The following is a 17,984-nucleotide window of genomic DNA, read 5'->3' as shown; positions in this document are numbered from 1 at the left end:
TCTACTGGCCCCGGTAGGCGGCGAACTCGGGAGCGCGCTTCTCGTTGAAGGCGGCTACACCCTCCTGCGCCTCCGGCGTGTCGCCGAACATCTTCAGGCTCGAGTACGCCATCTGCCCCATCGACGCGAACTGTTCCGTGTCGGTGTTGAACGACTGCTTGAGCACCTTCAACGCCGTCGGCGAGAGCTGCAGAATCTCATCCGCCCAAGCCCGCACCTCGGACTTCAGCTGATCGGCCGGCACCACCTTGTTGACCAAGCCCCAGTCCGCGGCCTGCTGCGCCGAGTACCGCCGGCACAGGAACCAGATTTCACGCGCGCGCTTCTCTCCGACTATCCGCGCCAGGAATCCGGTGCCGAAGCCGGCATCGAACGACCCGACCCGCGGTCCGTTCTGGCCGAATACCGCGGTGTCGGCGGCGATCGTCAGGTCGCACAGCACGTGCAGCACGTGGCCACCCCCGATGGCGAACCCGTTGACCGCGGCAATGACCGGTTTGGGTGCATCTCGGATGACCCGATGCAGCGAATCCACCTCGAAGAGACCGGTTTCCGAGGGGCCGTAGTCGCCGGTCTCGGCGCGCTGTTTCTGGTCGCCGCCGGTGCAGAACGCCTTCTCACCCGCCCCCGTCAGGCAGATCACCCCGACCTCCGAGCTCCCCCACGCCAGCTTGAATGCCCGGATGAGCTCGTCGAGGGTACGCGCGCGAAAGGCGTTGTACCGCTCGGGCCTGTTGATCGTGATCCAGGCCAGGCCGTTGTCGACCTCATAGGTGATGTCGGTGAATTCGGTCATCGGTTACCTCTCCTCGTTGAAAGCCTTGAGTACTGCCGATCCTGAAGCTTTGGTCTTACCATATTACCAAAGAAGCTGGGGTTGCGGAACCCCCCGTTCTGCCGCACTCAGCCGGCCCCACGACCTCGCCGCATGCGAGCCAGTTCGCCGATCGACATCTGTAACTCATCCAGCTCAGCTACCAGCTCAACCCGACCATCCGCAATGTCCGCCGCGGTTCTATCTGCGCCCAGCAGCCCACGGTGGCGCGCCATCTTCAGTGCCGTAGCGAACATCTCCCCGGATACCGATTCCTCGGTGATGCGGTGCTGCAGCGACCATTGCCGACCAAGGCGCAGGCACCTCGTCAACAACTCCCGTTCCTCCACATCGCGACCAAGCCCCAGACTCATCAACTCCTCGGCCACCACGCGGTAAGCGTCGATGAACGGCCTGAGCACCAGATGTGCTACCAGCAAATGAGTTTCATGCAGGCTGCGTGCGGCCTCGTCCGTATTGATCGGGGCATCGGGGTCCTGCCGACGCCCGGTCATGATGGCGAACTCATGCCACAGTTCCTCGGCGAACTCGTCACGACCAGGGAAGAAGAAGTCGAACTTCAACAGTTCCCGGACCGCCAACGCCCTTTCCCAGCCAATGCGTTTGGTGGCACCCGGTGTCTGCACGATGGCCAGCAAGGCCAGCTCGGCGATGGCCCTGAGCACCAGGACATGGATCGCGCTATTGCGATAGACCCCAACGATCAGGTGCTGATCCGCACCTATTCCCCACACCGTCACCGGCCCCTCGGAATAGCTGGTCAGCACACCGGATCCGACCAGGTCATGCAATGTCTGCGACACGGTGGCACGGTCAGTGAGGTCGGCGCCTCCGGCGACGGGCCAGCCGCGGGCGCGTAGGTAGCCGGCCAGCGGCGCGACAGTGGCGCACACTTCATCGAGAGTCAATGCGCGGTCTTCACCGAGCATCGCGACGCAGACGGCGGCCGTCGCGGTCACCGGGGTGGCCTGGTTGAGTCGGTGGCAGATGTCCAACGCGATGCGCTCGACTACCTGTCGATCATTGAGCCCCTCGGCGCGCAACGCAATGATGCGCTCATGCAGCGGCACCGGTGGTCCGAAATTGATGTAGATGCGTCCCAGCCGGTGACGCAGGCCTCGTGCGTAGCTGAGGAGCCAACGCACGTTTTCTGGCTTCTTGGGCAGTCCACGAGATTCCGCGGCCATCAGTTTGACTTCGTGCAACGGCAACTGATCGAACAAGATGGAGACCGGCACCGCAACGGACTGTTCAGACCCGACGGCTTCGACTGCGTCGGTCACATAGCTCAGCAACCCGTATCGCGGCGGGCGTAGCTTTCCGGTGCGGGTCCTGCCTCCTTCGATCGACCAGACCAGGTTGCGGCCACTGGCCACCAGTCGGCCGACGAGTGCACGCAGGGCCAGCCGGTAGACCGGGATGTCACCGGTGGCACGTCGTAACGGAATGAAACCATTTCGACGGGCCAAGGTGCCCAGCGGAAAGAAATTCAGGTTGGCGCCGGCCAGCCCGAACGTCGGCGATATGCCTGCCTGCGTCAGGCGGGGCGGGAACGAGAATTGATCCAGGTAAGAACGGTGCGAGATCAAGAAGATCAGCGCATGGTCGCGGTCAAGCACCCGCAATCTGGCAAGGTCGTCGTCATCGATGACGACCTGGAAGCCACGGACCATCCACGCCGACCACGCCTGCCAGGCGCGCACGACCGCGGGGACGTGGGTCACCGTCATCTCGCGCACGTAAGTGGCGGCTTCGGCCCGCACGTCTGCCAGATCACGGTCCAATTGCGCCGCCAATTGTACAGTGGCACGACGTATTTCATCAGAATTCAGCAGCTCAGCAGCCTCATCGCTCGACGTGGCGGACTCACTCCGGCGCAGCAACCGCGCCAGACGATCCGGCAACAGCGTCATCGTCGCACCGATGCCTGCGCGATCGCCTCCGACCACTGCCTCCCGACCTCGACGCCCGGCCAATCATCGAGAGTGTCGATGTAGAGCTGACGCGTTCGCGGCACCCACTCGTCGAGGTCAGCTTTGGTCCAGTTGACAGTCGGAAGCGGTTCGTGGACAACGACCTCGATTGTGCCTTCCTGGACCACTTTCGCGTTGCGCCACATGATTTCACCGGCATTTCGGATGACGATGGGAACGATGGGAACGCCCGCGTCGCGAGCCAGGTGAAAGCCGCCTTTCTTGAACGCGCCTATCCGCGGACTCAGCGACCGAGTGCCTTCCGGCGACATCGCGATCGACACTCCGGCACGCAACTTATCCACCGCGGGCTGCATCGCTGAAATGGCCTTCGATGTGCTCGAGCGGTCCACGAAGGCTACGCCCGCCAGGTCGAGCAACTGCCCGAGTACGGGCACCTGCTTCACTTCTGCCTTGGCCACCACGGTGAAACCTCGCTGCACGACGCGCGACGTAACGAGCGCATCGATCAGCGTGCTCTGATGGTTGATGAAGAACACCGCGGGCCGGTGCGTGGTGTGCTCCTCACCACTGATGTCGAAGTGGATATTGCTCAATTGCCCTGCCATTCGGCCGAACAGGGAGGTCGTTAGGTCCATTCCGCCGCGACTGTCGTTGGTTAGCACGCCGGCGAGGGTGCCCGCTCCGACCGCCGCCGCGAAGCCGCCTATCAAGGCCGTCGTCCGGGCCAGTGCCATCGGATGCAACTGGTTACGTTTTGCCGGGAAACGCACCGCAGGCCACTGGCGCTCGGCGGCGTGGTGGGCCAGGATCGGCGCGGGGTTGACCGGGTGCGGGAACCCGACCCCGTCGAGCAACGCGACATCCTCATCACCGTTGGCATAGGCGTGGCTATCCCCCAGTCGAATCCGCTTGCGATGGGCGAATTCCCGAACAGCGGCGATTTTCCCCGGTCCCCACAGCGTCCGGCCCGCCAGTCCACCGGTGAGCACACCGTTTTCGGTCTCCAGCTCGGTGCACAGCACGTGCTCGATGCCAAGTTCCCGGGCCATCGGTGCCACCTGCATCCGGGTCGCCGACGTCGCGATCACCACAGTGTGACCGTGGTTCTGATGGGCGCGCACCAGCCGCCAAGCCCCATGGAACAATGACCCCGCGACATGTTCGACGAACAGTTGATCACCGAGTTCCATCAGCTCGTCGTCGGTGCGGCCTACCCAGCCTTGAATTCCCCGCAACATCAGATCAGTGAAGGCGTCCTCATCGAGCGGGCCGGCCAGCGCAGCGCGCATCGTGCGCACCAACTCATCCGGCCCCAGTTCGAAATTGCGAGCACGGTGTGCATACAGCGCACCTGCCGAATACCCCTCGATCAGGGTTCCATCGAAGTCGAAGAACGCCGCGATCTTGGGCCCACCCGGTCCTGCCTTGATGCCGGCGATGACGTCGTCGACCGAGACCACCGGCGGTGAAGCTGTCATTGCGTCTCCTCGTTAGCGGCTACGACTGGGCCCGACCCCGGCACCGGCATGCACGCCTTCTTGATGGGGGCGACGTGCCCGCGCGGTGCCGGGGCGGGTGGTTCGCGGCGGTCATGTTCCGGCCTCTCCCACTATGAGGAGACGACCTGGCGCAGCCAAGAGCGTCGGACCGAAATACCTCTAACGAGGCGTACAAACCTCTCCACGTGGTGACGCGGCATCGCCGCGGTCTCCGTCACACTCGCAGCACAAACAGTCAGCATTGGTAAGGGGTAACGGATGCAGATTTCAGCCGCGGTGGTGCAAGAGGTCGGCGCACCGTTCGTCCTCACCGACCTCGACCTACAGGAACCAGGTCCGGGTGAAGTGGTGGTCCAGATCGCCGGGGTCGGCATCTGCCACACCGATATCGCAGTCCAAGAAGGGCACCTGCCGTTCCCCTTTCCTGGCGTCCTGGGACACGAGGGCAGCGGAACCGTGGTGTCCGTCGGCCCCGATGTGACGACCGTGAGCGTCGGCGATCACGTCGCGATCAGCTTCAACAGCTGCAATGCATGCCCCCGTTGCGCGAAGAATGAACCGGCCTATTGCCATAGCTTCCTCGAATACAACTTCGGGGGCGGCCGCCCGGACGGCTCATCTGGGCTCTCAACTGGCGGAACCAAACTGGGCAGCAACTTCTTCGGCCAGTCGTCATTGGCGACCCACGCCCTGGCACACGAACGCAACGTGGTCAAGCTCCCCCAGGGCGCTCCACTGGAACTGGTGGGGCCGCTGGGATGCGGAATCCAGACCGGAGCTGGCGCAGTGCTCAACTCCCTCGACGTCCAGCCCGGATCCACGATCGTGATCGCCGGCGCCGGGCCGGTCGGCCTTTCCGCGGTATTGGCCGCCGTGGTGCGCGAAGCCGCCTCGATCATCGTGGTCGAACCACACCAGAACAGACGGGATCTGGCCGCCGAACTGGGCGCCACCCACGTCGTTGACCCACAGGCCGGCGAGGTTTCCGAACAGATCCGACAATTCCTGCCCGCCGGTGCCGACTACGCCCTCGACACCACCGCGGCGGCTCCGGTCGTCGAGCAACTGCTTGCCTCACTCGGGATGCGAGGCGTGCTGGGGATGCTCGGTGTGCCCGCCGATCCGCTGGCCGCGTTTTCGGTCGGGCTGTTCCAAACCCCGATGCTGGGCCTGACGATCCGCGGCATCGTCGAAGGCGACGCCGACCCGCAGACATTCATCCCCTATCTGCTGGATCTGCATGCGCAGGGGAAGTTCCCATTCGACAAGCTGATCACCACCATGCCGCTGACACAGATCAACGAGGCGGTGGCCGCCCAGCTCCGCGGCGAGATCCTCAAAGTTGTACTGACCCCGTGACCGCCGGGAACGATCCGGGACGGCGCTGGACCGCCGTCACCAGGGCGGTCCTCGTCGGCAGTGCCCTTGCCACCACGTGCGCCCGGCGCAAACGAGGCAGGCCACGCCGTGTGCTCCCGCACTTGGAGCTCACCGCCGGCCATCGCGCCGGAACCGGTACGCCACTGCTATTGCTGCACGGCATCACGGCTTTCTGGCATGTCTGGTCGCCGGTGCTGCCGTATCTGGAACCACACCATGACGTCATCGCACCGACGCTGCCGGGCCACGCCGGTGGGCCGCCTGTGGACCCCCAGGTTGCGCCGTCAGTTCACGCCCTGGCTGACGCTGTCGAAAACGAGCTGGACCGACTGGGTTTGCAGACGGTCCACATCGCCGGCAACTCGCTGGGCGGGTGGCTCGGCATCGAACTGGCACGTCGCGGTCGGGCCCGGTCCCTGGTGCTACTCAGTCCCGCGGGCGCGTGGAAGTCACAGCGCCGCATCGAGTTACTCGCGACGACCATACGATGTTCCGCCGGTGTGCTCAGTCGCTACACTGCGCGCGCCGACGCAATCGCCACCAACCCTGTGCTGCGCTGGCCACTGTTGTCCAGCCAGGTCGCCCACCCCGGCCGCGTTGCCCCCGAATTGGTAGCGGCCACCATCCGGGCCAGCGCCGCCTCGCCGATCGTGGCGCCGCTCGCCAGGGTCCTGCCGCACTCCCAGGTTCAGCCACTCCCGGCCGATCACGATTATCCAGTGCGGGTCGTCTGGGGCGATCGTGATCGGGTGCTGCCGTTCAAGCATTTCGGCGCTCCGATGATTGAACGCATACCCGGAGCGGAATCGGTTCGGCTAGCCGGTGTCGGGCACGTACCGATGTCCGATGAGCCGGCCGCAGTGGCCAACCTGATCCTGGAGGTGACCCGTGATGTCGACAAGAAAGCCGTCTGAAGTGCCCATCCTCGACGACGACGGATTGGCCTCATGGGGTGGTGGCCAGGATCTCAGCGCCTGGGAAGCCTTGATGTGGCGTGTTTCTGGCGACTATCGCGCCCGCTCAACCGGCGTAATAATCGAGCTTCTCGATACCGAGCCGGACTGGGATCGGCTGGTCGCCGGCCATCGTCGTTTGACCCAGCAGGTTCCGCGCCTACGGGAACGTGTCATCGAGCCACCCCTGCCGTTGGTTGCTCCGGCATGGTCTCCGGACCCGCATTTCGACCTCGACTATCACTTGCAACGGGTGCGGCTGCCCGGAGACGGGTCGATGGCCGAACTGTATTCCCTGGCAGCCCAGTTCGCCGCGCGTCCGCTCGACCCGGAGCGCCCGCCTTGGGAGGCCCTGCTCGTGCTCGGTGTCGTGGAGGGCCAAGCCGCTTACCTGTTCAAGCCTCATCACAGCCTCAGCGACGGGATCGGTCTGCTCCAACTGCTGGACCTCGCCCATGGACACCGCCGGGACCACAGCCCGGCCGATGATCGGCCGCTGCCCCACCCTCGACGTCGGGAATCACCCGAGGGACTGTTGGCAAATCGGTTGGCCGCCATGATCGTCGGGCTGCCCGGAAGGGCGCTGCGCGACACCGTCCGCCTCGCCGACAGGTTTGCCCACGACCCCGTCGGCACAACCAACGACGCCGTGAAATTCGCCGCCTCGCTACGGCGCGTGCTCACACCTCCGGACGCACCCCACTCCCCCGCACTGAGCGGCAGTGGATCCGGTTACCGGTTGGACGCCTTCGACGTGCCGTTGGACCGCCTGAAATCCGCCGGACGGGCAGCCGGAGGTTCAGTCAACGACGCATTCCTGGCAGGCCTCATGGGTGGGCTCCGCCGGTATCACGAAAAGCTCTCCATCACTGTGGATTCCATGCCCATAGCATTCCCGGTCAGCCTGCGCACCGATACCGATCCGATGGGCGCGAACAAGTTCGCCGGCGCCCGTTTCGTCGCGCCGGTCGGCGAAGCAGATCCCAAGGCACGCATCGCCGCCATCCACAACCTCATTGTGGATGCACGTATGGAGCCCGCACTCGGATTTCTCGATCTTCTCGCGCCGGTACTCAGTCGCCTGCCGGGGCTAGTACTCACTCGGATCACCGGCGAGATGACGGGGCTTTCTGACCTGCAGGCGTCCAACCTCGGGGCGATCGGCCGTCCGCTGTATCTGGCCGGTGCACGGGTGACGCGCATTTACCCGATGGGACCGCGACCCGGTATCCCAGCCATGGCCACGATGCTGACCTACCAGGGAACCTGTTGTATCGCCGTGAACTACGACCCGGAAGCCATCGCCGACGCCACCGTGTTTGCGACTTGCCTCCGGGAGGGATTCCAGGAAGTGATTGCGCTGGCCGACGCGGTGTTACCCCCAAAGTAGGAGCGACAACCCCCCCTAATGGTGACGCGCTGGTTCACCGGCGCGAAGAGACTTGAGCTACCAAATCCTCGCCCCACGAACTCTCGCACCAGACAACAGAAAGAGGACCCTCGTGACGACCGCCCAGCACACCGAAGCAGCAATTCTTCCCGACGAGATCGCCCGGCAGATCGTGCTCCCCGAGGGCCACGCCGACCTCGACGCCCTTTTCGCCGCCTACAAATGGGCACGCAACAACATGCCCGTGGGCAAGGCCATTGTGGAGGGATATGACCCACTGTGGCTGATCACCAAGCACGCTGACATCCAGGAGGTCGAAACCCTCTCTGAGGTCTTCTGCGCCGGCGGCGGCGAGGAGAACCCGGGTTCGCACAACCCGATCCTGACGAATCAGGCCGGAGACGAGTTCACCAAGAGTCTCCTCGGCGGAAGCTTGCGCATCCTCGATGCGCTGCCGTATATCGACCCGCCAGAGCACAGCGAGGCCAAGAACGCGGTGTTCGACTCGCTGCGGCCGGTGAACCTCAAACAGTACGAAGAACGGATTCGCGGACTCGCGAGGGACTCCATTGCGCATCTCGTCGACATCACCGCAGCCGGGAAGACGATCGAGGTCATCGACGACTTCGCCATGGCCTACCCGCTGCGCGCGCTGATGTCACTGGTCGGCATACCGCAGCAGGAATACCCACGGATGCTCAAGCTGACCCAGGAGTTCTTCGGCGCCGCCGACCCGGAACACCAGCGCAACGACATCGAGGTAACCCCGCAGCAAATGGCAGAGCAGTTTGCCGCCACTATCCAGGACTATTACGGCTACTTCGACACAATCGTCGAAGACCGCCGCGCTCACCCCACTGAGGATCTGGCCACCGTGATCGCCTGCGCCAAGAAATCCAATGGCGAGCACTTCTCGAAGACGGAATGCTACGGCCGCTACATCGAATTCGCCACCGCCGGGCATGACACCACCTCCGCCACTATGGCTGGCACACTTCGGCTGCTGGCCGAACACCCCGATGTCATGGCCCGGGTCAAAGCGGATATGAAGTTGCTGCCCAACCTCATCAACGAGGCGTTGCGGTTAGTGTCGCCGGTCAAACACTTCATGCGACTCGCACTGTCGGACTACACATTGCGCGGACAGACCATCAAGGCCGGCGACAGGCTGATGCCGTTGTTCCAGTCGGGCAACCGCGACGAAGACGTGTTCGCCAATGCCGACACGTTCGACATCGACCGCAAGCCCAACCCGCACCTCGGGTTCGGATTCGGCACACACACCTGCCCGGGCCAGCACGTCGCCAAGATGGAACTGAGGGTGATGTTCGAGGAGTTGCTGCCACGCCTGGAATCCATCGAGTCGGCCGGACCAGGGCAAGTGACCCAGACCAATTTCGTTGGCGGACTCAAGCACTGGCCCGCCAAGTTCACCTTCTCCTCCTAGGCGGATCAGCAATGACGACGATCGACTACCCGCAGCTTTACATCGGTGGCAAGTGGGCTACTCCGGTCGGCCACGAAACCATCGAGGTCCATTCCGCGGCCACCGAGGACCGCATCGGCTCGGTGCCTCGCGGCAACGAAGCCGATATCGACGCCGCTGTCGTTGCGGCGCGAGCCGCATTCGACGCCGCCGACGGGTGGGCAACCTGGCACCCTAAGGAACGCGCCGAAGTCCTCGAACGGTTCGCGGTGGAGCTGGAAGCACGCGGGGCTGAGACGGCCCGCCGGGTATCCATGCAGAACGGCATGCCGATCTGGGTCGCGGAACAGTTCGAGGCTGGCTTCCCAGCGCTGCTGCTGCGCTACTACAGCGGCCTGATGACCGATGCGCCCATTGAGGAAGCCCGCCCCGGCATGCTGGGCGGCACGTCACTGGTGTCGAAGCAGCCAGTGGGCGTTGTCGGTGCAATCGTTCCCTGGAATGTCCCACAAGGGATTACGTTCCTCAAACTTGCACCAGCGCTGGCCGCTGGTTGCACCTTCGTCCTCAAGCCAGCCGAAGAGACTGTGCTCGACGCGTTCCTGATGGCCGAAGCCGCCGCTGCAGCAGGACTACCCGACGGGGTGCTCAACGTGGTCCCCGGTGGCCGCGACGTCGGCGCCTACCTTGTTGGACACCCGGGAATCGACAAAGTTTCGTTCACCGGATCCACCACTGCCGGGCGGTGGATCGCCGAGACATGCGGGCGCCTCCTTCGACCTGTGACCCTTGAACTCGGCGGCAAGTCCGCAGCCATCATCCTCGACGACGCCGACCTGTCCGACATGATCGAGCCCTTCTTCGGATGCACTCTGCTCAACAACGGCCAAATCTGTTGGCTCAACACCCGGGTGTTGGCTCCTCGTAGCCGATACTCGGAAATTGTCGACACCATAACCGATTTGGCGAGCTCCCTTGCTATCGGTGACCCGTTGGATCCCGCCACCAAGATCGGCCCCCTGGTGTCGAAGCAGCAGCGCGACCGTGTCGAAGGCTACATCGCCAAAGGCAAGAGTGAAGGTGCCCGTCTCACCACCGGTGGTTCGCGGCCGGCAGGCCTTGACCGTGGCTGGTTTCTGGAACCAACCATCTTCGCCGACTTGGACAATGAGGCGACGATATCGCGGGAAGAGATCTTCGGGCCGGTGCTCTCGGTGATCCCCTATTCCGACGAAGCTGAAGCCGTCGCACTGGCCAACGACAGTGTCTACGGCCTGGGTGGCAGTGTGTGGTCATCAGACCCCGAACGCGCGACCGACATCGCGCGGCACGTTCGTTCCGGCACGGTGGGGGTCAACCACTACGTCAATGATCCCGTCGCCCCGTTCGGCGGCATCAAACAAAGTGGGATGGGTCGCGAGCTCGGACCCGAAGGGCTGCACGGATTCCAGGTGTACAAGTCCATCTATCTGCCGCCGACAGCCTGACACCTGTCGCGGATGGAGCCCGAAAACATGTCTGCACCTGCCGTTACCAAGCCCACAGCCAGCGTCCGTGAATTCACGGCCGAACTGGTCGTGCAACGACGCACTACGCCCGCCGATGGCGTGGTGGTCTTGGACCTGGGTGCTCCTGGGGGGCAGGATCTGCCGCGCTGGGAGCCTGGTGCGCACATCGATCTCATTCTGGTTGACGGACTGACCCGGCAATACTCGCTGTGCGGCGATCCGCATAATCCTGCCACGTGGCGAGTGGGGGTGCTGCTCGACCCCAACAGCCGCGGTGGTTCACGCTACGTCCACGAGAACCTCAGCGAGGGCAGCACCGTCCAGGTGCGTGGCCCACGCAACAATTTTCCCCTTGTCGAGACAGCGAGCTACCGGTTTATCGCCGGAGGCATCGGTATCACCCCGATCTTGACGATGATCCAGTCCGCAGAGCGCGCGGGCACCGAGTGGACCCTGCTGTATGGCGGACGGACCCGAGCATCCATGGCGTTCGCGGAAGAGTTGGTCGACCGCCATCCCGAACGAGTCACGGTGTGGCCGCAGGATGAATGCGGGCTCCTCGATCTGGAGACGCTACTGAAGGATCCCCCACGCGACGCCCTGGTGTATTGCTGTGGGCCGGAGCCGCTGTTGGCGGCGGTCGAACAGCACTGTGCCCACTGGCCGGCCGGTGCGCTGCACATCGAACGATTCGCAGCCAAGGCACCGCCTGTCGAGCAATCCGGTGAGGCGCTGGAAAGTTTCGAGGTGGTGTGCCAGCGGTCGGGGGTCACCTTGCAAGTGGAGGCAAACCAGTCGATCCTGGAAGTCCTTGAAGCAAACGGTGTTCCCACGCTTTCCGCCTGCTACGAAGGAATCTGCGGAACCTGCCAGGCCCGGGTTCTTGAAGGTGCCGTCGATCACCGCGACTCAGTACTCAGCGAAGCTGAGCAGGCATCGGGCGAAGTCATCATGACATGCGTATCCCGGTCACGTACCGAGAAGCTGGTGCTGGACCTGTGAGCAACTACCCGAGGAATTGCTGGTACGTAGCGGCGACCACCGATGAAATCACCGACTCGCCACTGGGACGACGACTACTCGACGAAGATATCGTTTTGTGGCGCGGCGCAAGTGGCGTGGTCACGGCGTTCCAGAACCGCTGCGCACACCGGGCATTCCCGTTGTCGCACAGCCGTATCGAGGGAGACCGGTTGGTGTGTGGCTATCACGGATGCACCTATGCCACCGATGGTGCGTGCGTACACATCCCGTCCCAGCCCAACGTCCCATTCGGGATGACCGTACCGGTGTTCCCGGTCATTGAGGAACCACCGTTCGTCTGGATCTGGACGGGATCGCCGGCCGCCGCGGCCAGCAGCCAACCGCCCAACGCGGTCTGGGTCAACGACGCCGGATGGACCACGTTCGCAGATTCCTGGCGGGTGAACGCCAACTACATGATGGTCCACGAGCACTACCTGGACTTCAGTTATGCCACCGTCGTGCACGCAAACGACATTCCCAAGGAAATCGGGAGTATGCCGGCGTTTGGCGATATCGAAATATCCGAAACCACCGTAAGTTACACCCGTATCATGCCCGAAGCCTCCCTCACCGACTGGCAAGCAGACGCCACGGGACTCGACCAAGACCGCATGTACAAACACCGTGAGAGTGGCACATTCGTCTCGCCCGCGATGCACCGCCAGTATTGGGATGTCGAGACCTCCGCCGGCAAGGAGTACACCACTACCCGGACCCATGCGATAACACCTGAGACTGCTTGCACCACTCACGTGTTCATGCAATCGTCTCGGAACTACTCAACGGATCGCCACGAGGCGACCATCCGGCTAAGGTCATTCCTCGCCCAAGTCGCCGAACGCGACACGGCTGTTCTGGAGATGGCGGCTCATCATTCCGGGTACGACGGATGGCGCGGTGGGGTTGAGTTCCAAGCTGACCTGGCTTCTCTGAGGGCACGACGCATTGTCGGAGTGATGCTGGCCAAAGAGTCGGGCCCACACGCTCTGCGGCCGGGTCTGGCACCCAACGCCCGCGACAATTCGCTCAGTCCCCTGCAACCCCTTACGAGTTAGGAACACCTGGCGGCATGAACTTTGAAGATGTGGTCAAGATCCTGGATGAGTCAGTCGGCGGCCCCGACGCCGATGTCGCCTCGCATGGACCCTTTTGGCGCGACGTCACCCGGGACCAATTCGTAGCCATGAAGGTCGGTGGACGGATGCTTGTGTCCCCGGGCGATGGGGCACGCTCCAATTTGGTGTTGTCACTGAAAGGTGAGCCACCGTTCGGTTCTGATCTTCCAGAACGCATCAAAGGTGCGGTCACACCCCGCATGCCATCTTATCTTCCACCAGTGCCGGCCGAGTCCATCGATGTGATCGAACAGTGGATCAACCAGGGATGCCCGGAATGAACTACCCGGGCACACGAAGGAGTCGGGAATGCGGAATCTGCTGAATCTTTTGCAACCGCTACTTTCCGCGGTGCTGACGCTGGGATTGATAAGCGCTACAACGGTCGTCGGTGCCGGCGGCACCGCTCATGCCTCCCACGAGACCTTGATGGTGCCGTCGGCGGCGATGGGCCGCGACATACCGGTAGCCTTCTTGCCCGGCGGTCCTCATACGGTGTACCTGCTCGACGCGTTCGATGCGAGCCCCGACGTTAGCAACTGGGTCACTGCGGGCAATGCGATGAACACACTTGCCGGCAAAGGGGTCTCGGTAGCCGCCCCCGCCGGCGGTGCCTACAGCATGTACGCCGACTGGGAGCGGGACGGCAGCAAGCAGTGGAACACATTTCTGTCCAGCGAGCTGCCGGACTGGTTGGCAGCCAACAAGGGACTGGCACCCGGCGGTCACGCCGTTGTCGGCGCCTCACAGGGGGGATACGCAGCGGTGGCCTTAGCCGCGTTCCACCCCGAACGGTTCCGCTACGCGGGATCGATGTCAGGTTTCCTCTATCCATCCGAAACCGCGATGAGCGGCGCGATAAACAACGGCTTGTCAAATTTCGGCGGGGTGAACTCCGACGACATGTGGGGAATGCCCCAGCTGGGTCGGTGGAAGTGGCATGACCCCTACGCCCACGCTGCATTACTGGCGCAGAACAACACCCGGCTGTGGGTCTTCAGCCCGCAAACCTTGACTGCCAGCAACCCAGCCGCGATGTTGGGCGTCGCGGACCTCGCACAGAGCACCAACAAGATGTTCTACGCCCAATACCGGGGCGTCAGCGGGAGCAACGGCCACTTCGACTTCCCAGTCAGCGGTGACCACGGCTGGTCTACCTGGGGCCCGCAACTGAGTGCCATGTCCGGCGATATGACCAGGGCTATCCGCTAATGCCCATGCTGGAGTGCTGGAAGTCTTTCGAAGTCGTGCTGGCGTCCGACCTGGCAGCAGAGCACGTCATCGATCGGATCACGTCTCAGATTCGGCTCATTGCGGCCGACGCGGGCGACTTCGTCCAACGCGTCCGCATCGATTCCGGACAGCATCATTCAGACGGCTGGTGTCGGTGGTCAGCCGCTTACCTGCCCGGACCTCCCGGTACATTTCCGACGGCAATACCCGAGACACTTCTGAATCATCGTCGCCTGTTGGAGCCGGCCGTCCGACTAAACACCTAAGTACTGGCATTTCCCCATGCGACCGCATAGCAGGAGGCGGCAAGCGGGGTCCCAGAGGCGTCGCGAGTTTCGTCGGCTCCGGCTCCGGCTCAGGCCGGCCGCCGGCCGATCACACCGGTCGCGGCCAGCTCCTCGATCTCCGCATCCGAGAAGCCGACTTCGCGCAGCAGCTCCTGATTGTGCTCGCCGAGCAGCGGGGCGGGCCGGCGGTGGAACCGCTTGGGCCCCTGCGTAGGCCGCGCGGGCAGCGTGCTGTGCCGTACCGCCGGATTGACCGGGTGGTCGACTACCTCGAAGAAGCCGCGGTACTGCAACTGGGCCAACTCGGCCTGGCGGTGCGGCTGCATCGCCTTGGCGACCGGGATGTCTAAGGGCCAGAGCAGTTCGACGATCTCGTCGCCACTGCGTTCGGCACACCAATCCCCCAGTCGGGCGTCGATGAGGTCGTGGTGCCTGCGGCGCCCGGCGTGGGTGGTAAGGCCCGGGTCGCCGGCCCAGTCCGGGCGGCCCAACGCCTCGCCGAGTGCGGTCCATTGCTCGTCGGTGGCGATCGCGATGGCCACCCAGCTGTCCAGACGGCCGAACTCGTCGATATCGGCAGTGCGATAAAGGTTTTGCGGGGCGGCGGTCGGTCCGCGGTTGCCGTCGCGTTGCAGCAACGCACCGTAGGCGGAGTATTCGATCACCTGCTCGGCGGCGATGTTGAGTGCGGCGTCGACCATCGCCGCTTCCACCAGCATGCCCCGGCCGATGCGGCGGCGATGTTCCAGCGCGAGCAGCACCGCGTTGAGCGCGTGCACGCCCGCGTTGGGGTCACCCACCGAGTACGGCTCATAGGGGTTGCGTTCCGGGAATCCGGTCAGCCAGCTGACCCCGGATGCGGCCTCGATGACATAGGCGAACGCCGGGTTGTCCCGCCACGGGCCGTCCAGGCCGAAGCCGGGCATCCGCACCATGATTGCCGCGGGTTGCAGGTCCCGGACGGTGTCGAAGCCCAGCCCGATCTGTTCCAGGACCCGGGGGGTGAAGTTCTCCACGATCACGTCGGCGGTCGCGATCAGCTTCCGCAGCACGTCCCGGCCGGCCTCGCGCTGCAGGTCGACGGTGAGGCCCTTCTTGTTGGTGTTGAGCGCCGAGAAGATCGGTGAGCGTTCCCACCACTGCGGTTCGCTGACCGGGATGCCGGCGATCAGCCGGGTTCCGTCCGGCCGGCGGGCAGATTCCACGTGGATGACGTCGGCGCCGAGCATCGCCAGCGGGTGCGTGCAGCTCGGCCCGGCCCAGAAGGTGGTCAGGTCCAGCACCCGCAGACCGGCGAACGGCAGGATCTCGGCGCGGTTTTCGTCGCTGAGCGGGCTCGATCGCGCCGAAATCACCGAGGACCGGTAGTGCTCGGTGTGCTCGCCAAGACGCGGCGCGGGCTGTGGCGCCCGGAGTTCGGCGGGTTCCAGCCGGTAGGGCCGGGCGGGTTGGGTGAAGCCATCGGGGTTGGCCACGAACGACTTGCGTGCCACGAAATGGTCGAGTCCGGTGACGTTGGCGCCGTTGGCCACCGGGGCGTTCGGGATGCGGAACGCGGTGGCCAGTTCGCGGACCTCCTGCACCGTCTGCTCTTTGACCCAGGCGTAGATCTGCTCGGCCTTCTCGTTGGCCTGCTCGGTGATCGACAGCGGCGAGTCCTCGTCGATCCACTCCGGATGCCCGGTCATCGCGCACAGATCGAACCACTGCTGGGCGGTGCCGCAGCCGACGTCGACGAGGCCGTCTTTGGCCGAGGCGATTCCGGGGACGGTGAGCTTGCGGGCGTCGCGCCAGGGCCGGTGAAGCATCTCGAAATAGGTGACCGGGAAATACGTCAGGCCGAGGATCGCGGTCTCAAGCATCGACAGATCCAGCAGCTCACCCGCGCCGCCGTCGCCGCGGGCGTACCAACATGCCAGCGTCATCGCACTGGCATAGGCCCCGGCAAGGTATTCGCCGACCTGTCCGCCGACGAATGCCGGTGGCAGATCGGGCGATCCGCGGCCGATCCCGAAGACCCCGCCGGACCAGGCCTGCAGGGTGAACTCGGTGGCGGCGCGGTCGGACCACGGCCCGTCCAGCCCGAACGGGGTGATGGCGGTGACGATCAGGTGCGGGTGGTCGCGGCGAATCTGATCGGGGGCATGCTGTTCGGCCGACCCGCGTGACCACACCACCGCGTCGGCACCGGCCAGCAGTTTGTCGACGAGCTCGGGGTCGCCGATGACGCTGTGTTTGCCGCCGGCCAGGAAGCTGAACAACGCACCCCCGCTGCCCGCCCCGGAAGCCGACCACGACCGCAACGGATCACCCTGCGGCGGCTCGACTTTGATGACGTGCGCACCGCCGTCGGACAGCAGCCTGGTGCAGTAGGCGCCCGCGATTCCGGTGGACAGATCGACGACGGTGAAACCGTCCAGCGGTGACACCGGCTAGCTGTCCTTGCTGCGACTGGACTTGCTCAGCCGAAAATCCGGGGGGAACTTGGCGTCGTTATCCTTGACCGCGCCGGACAGCCCGGATTCGATGGCCTCGTCGAGCATCAGGTCATCGGTGTCGGGGGCGACCCCGGAGCCCATCGATTCGAAGAACGCCGACAGCAGGCTGCCCATGTACTCACCCTGGTGCTGCTTGTAGACCTCGAAGAACATCTTCTGCATGAACACCGTGTCCACCGGCCGGTTGCGGGCGCAGGCCAGGGCGTATTTGGCGACTTCGTCTTCGAGCTGGTCGCGGGGCACCACCTTGTTGAGAAAGTTGCACTTATCCATGTCCGCGGCGGTGAAAGGCCTTCCGGTGAACACCATTTCGGAGAACTTGCGCAGCCCCATCATCTGCACCCAGGTCCACATCCGCGGGCCCCAGCCGTAGTAGCGGAACGACGGATGCCCGAACAGCGCGTCATCGCTGGAGATCACCAGGTCGGCGTCGGCGGCCTGGTAGAAGTGCCAGCCGTAGCAGTAGCCCTTGGCCTCGACGATGCTGATCTTCTTGAGTTCCTGCAGCGGCCGGTTGCCGGCTTGGACATTGGCGTACCAGGCGCTGATGGTGGCGCCATTGCGGAAGGTGCCCTTGGGCGGATAGTTGACGTCTTCGCCCAGGGCGCCCTCCAGCTTGAGCTCGGCCAGCCGCAGCTCCGGGTTCTCGACGCCCTCCATGAACTCGGGAAGGTCGGCGCCGCTACCCAGATTCTCTCCGACGCCGCGGATGACCACCACTTTGACGTCGTTGTCGACACTGGCGCCGCGCACCAGGTCGGCGTAGCGAAGCCGCGCGGCGGAGGTCGGCGCGTTCAGGTACTCCGGCCGGTCGAAGGTGATGGTCGCGATCTTGGTGGCCGGGTCCTTGTGGTAGAGGATGATCTCCTCGGGAGTCGGCCGCGCGGATTCGCCCAT

Annotated in this window: 14 protein-coding genes; 9 read left to right on the top strand and 5 right to left on the bottom strand. The window is 64.3% G+C overall.

The genetic code is table 11. The annotated features are described in order from the left end of the window. Window position 1 precedes the first annotated feature (1 nt). The 3 genes from K6T84_RS03880 to K6T84_RS03870 form a co-directional block, all read right to left on the bottom strand. Window positions 2-796 carry an enoyl-CoA hydratase-related protein gene (locus K6T84_RS03880; protein ID WP_225400674.1) on the bottom strand — a complete coding sequence of 265 codons (795 nt, stop codon included), beginning with the start codon at window positions 794-796 and terminating at the stop codon, window positions 2-4. 107 nt (window positions 797-903) lie between these two features. Next, entirely contained in the window at window positions 904-2,748 is a 1,845-nt protein-coding gene (locus tag K6T84_RS03875) for a 1-acyl-sn-glycerol-3-phosphate acyltransferase (protein WP_225400675.1), read from the bottom strand. Continuing rightward, window positions 2,745-4,232, bottom strand: a complete 1,488-nt coding sequence (locus tag K6T84_RS03870) for an HAD-IB family hydrolase (protein WP_329786639.1) — start codon at window positions 4,230-4,232, stop codon at window positions 2,745-2,747. Before K6T84_RS03870 ends, K6T84_RS03875 begins: the two co-directional genes overlap by 4 nt. 297 nt (window positions 4,233-4,529) lie before the next feature. On the opposite strand from K6T84_RS03870, the gene K6T84_RS03865 reads away from it, so the two are divergent. From K6T84_RS03865 to K6T84_RS03825, 9 genes are all read left to right on the top strand, one after another. Next, window positions 4,530-5,630 (top strand): NAD(P)-dependent alcohol dehydrogenase, encoded by a 1,101-nt coding sequence (locus tag K6T84_RS03865; protein WP_225400677.1) that lies wholly within the window; start codon window positions 4,530-4,532, stop codon window positions 5,628-5,630. Beyond that, window positions 5,627-6,565: an alpha/beta fold hydrolase gene (locus K6T84_RS03860; RefSeq protein WP_329786638.1), complete on the top strand. Its 939-nt coding sequence runs from the start codon at window positions 5,627-5,629 to the stop codon at window positions 6,563-6,565. The genes K6T84_RS03865 and K6T84_RS03860 overlap by 4 nt, the downstream gene beginning before the upstream one ends. Beyond that, on the top strand, window positions 6,543-7,994 hold the full coding sequence (locus K6T84_RS03855) for a wax ester/triacylglycerol synthase domain-containing protein (RefSeq protein WP_225400679.1): 1,452 nt from the start codon (window positions 6,543-6,545) through the stop codon (window positions 7,992-7,994). Before K6T84_RS03860 ends, K6T84_RS03855 begins: the two co-directional genes overlap by 23 nt. Before the next feature lie 112 nt (window positions 7,995-8,106). Further along, on the top strand, window positions 8,107-9,441 hold the full coding sequence (locus tag K6T84_RS03850; RefSeq protein ID WP_225402058.1) for a cytochrome P450: 1,335 nt from the start codon (window positions 8,107-8,109) through the stop codon (window positions 9,439-9,441). 11 nt (window positions 9,442-9,452) lie between these two features. Continuing rightward, the gene (locus K6T84_RS03845; RefSeq protein WP_225400680.1) at window positions 9,453-10,907 is read left to right on the top strand and encodes an aldehyde dehydrogenase; all 1,455 of its coding nucleotides are present in this window, start codon (window positions 9,453-9,455) and stop codon (window positions 10,905-10,907) included. A gap of 27 nt (window positions 10,908-10,934) precedes the next feature. After that, entirely contained in the window at window positions 10,935-11,930 is a 996-nt protein-coding gene (locus K6T84_RS03840; RefSeq protein ID WP_225400681.1) for a PDR/VanB family oxidoreductase, read from the top strand. Further along, the gene (locus tag K6T84_RS03835) at window positions 11,927-13,009 is read left to right on the top strand and encodes a Rieske 2Fe-2S domain-containing protein (protein WP_225400682.1); all 1,083 of its coding nucleotides are present in this window, start codon (window positions 11,927-11,929) and stop codon (window positions 13,007-13,009) included. Before K6T84_RS03840 ends, K6T84_RS03835 begins: the two co-directional genes overlap by 4 nt. 14 nt (window positions 13,010-13,023) lie before the next feature. Continuing rightward, window positions 13,024-13,350: a hypothetical protein gene (locus K6T84_RS03830; protein ID WP_225400683.1), complete on the top strand. Its 327-nt coding sequence runs from the start codon at window positions 13,024-13,026 to the stop codon at window positions 13,348-13,350. A 28-nt stretch (window positions 13,351-13,378) separates the two neighbouring features. Further along, window positions 13,379-14,281, top strand: a complete 903-nt coding sequence (locus tag K6T84_RS03825) for an esterase family protein (protein ID WP_225400684.1) — start codon at window positions 13,379-13,381, stop codon at window positions 14,279-14,281. Between the two features lie 376 nt (window positions 14,282-14,657). Here the strand turns inward: K6T84_RS03825 and K6T84_RS03820 are convergent, their stop codons facing one another. After that, window positions 14,658-17,018, bottom strand: coding sequence for a CaiB/BaiF CoA-transferase family protein (locus tag K6T84_RS03820; RefSeq protein WP_225400685.1), 2,361 nt, complete (start codon window positions 17,016-17,018; stop codon window positions 14,658-14,660). Between the two features lie 3 nt (window positions 17,019-17,021). Next, window positions 17,022-17,984: an enoyl-CoA hydratase/isomerase family protein gene (locus tag K6T84_RS03815; protein ID WP_225400686.1), complete on the bottom strand. Its 963-nt coding sequence runs from the start codon at window positions 17,982-17,984 to the stop codon at window positions 17,022-17,024.

It is taken from the genome of Mycobacterium zoologicum, from assembly GCF_020181635.2.
Classification (GTDB): Bacteria; Actinomycetota; Actinomycetes; order Mycobacteriales; family Mycobacteriaceae; genus Mycobacterium; species Mycobacterium zoologicum.
Note: the sequence above shows the minus strand (reverse complement) of the source record. Positions and strands in the feature narration are given on the sequence as shown.

What these genes read in the sequence shown, in the direction of transcription:
- K6T84_RS03830 (WP_225400683.1), top strand. Translation starts at nt 13,024, where the DNA reads ATGAACTTTGAAGATGTGGTCAAGATCCTGGATGAGTCAGTCGGCGGC.
- K6T84_RS03875 (WP_225400675.1), bottom strand. Translation starts at nt 2,748, where the DNA reads ATGACGCTGTTGCCGGATCGTCTGGCGCGGTTGCTGCGCCGGAGTGAG.
- K6T84_RS03825 (WP_225400684.1), top strand. Translation starts at nt 13,379, where the DNA reads ATGCGGAATCTGCTGAATCTTTTGCAACCGCTACTTTCCGCGGTGCTG.
- K6T84_RS03880 (WP_225400674.1), bottom strand. Translation starts at nt 796, where the DNA reads ATGACCGAATTCACCGACATCACCTATGAGGTCGACAACGGCCTGGCC.
- K6T84_RS03845 (WP_225400680.1), top strand. Translation starts at nt 9,453, where the DNA reads ATGACGACGATCGACTACCCGCAGCTTTACATCGGTGGCAAGTGGGCT.
- K6T84_RS03840 (WP_225400681.1), top strand. Translation starts at nt 10,935, where the DNA reads ATGTCTGCACCTGCCGTTACCAAGCCCACAGCCAGCGTCCGTGAATTC.
- K6T84_RS03815 (WP_225400686.1), bottom strand. Translation starts at nt 17,984, where the DNA reads ATGGGCGAATCCGCGCGGCCGACTCCCGAGGAGATCATCCTCTACCAC.
- K6T84_RS03865 (WP_225400677.1), top strand. Translation starts at nt 4,530, where the DNA reads ATGCAGATTTCAGCCGCGGTGGTGCAAGAGGTCGGCGCACCGTTCGTC.
- K6T84_RS03855 (WP_225400679.1), top strand. Translation starts at nt 6,543, where the DNA reads ATGTCGACAAGAAAGCCGTCTGAAGTGCCCATCCTCGACGACGACGGA.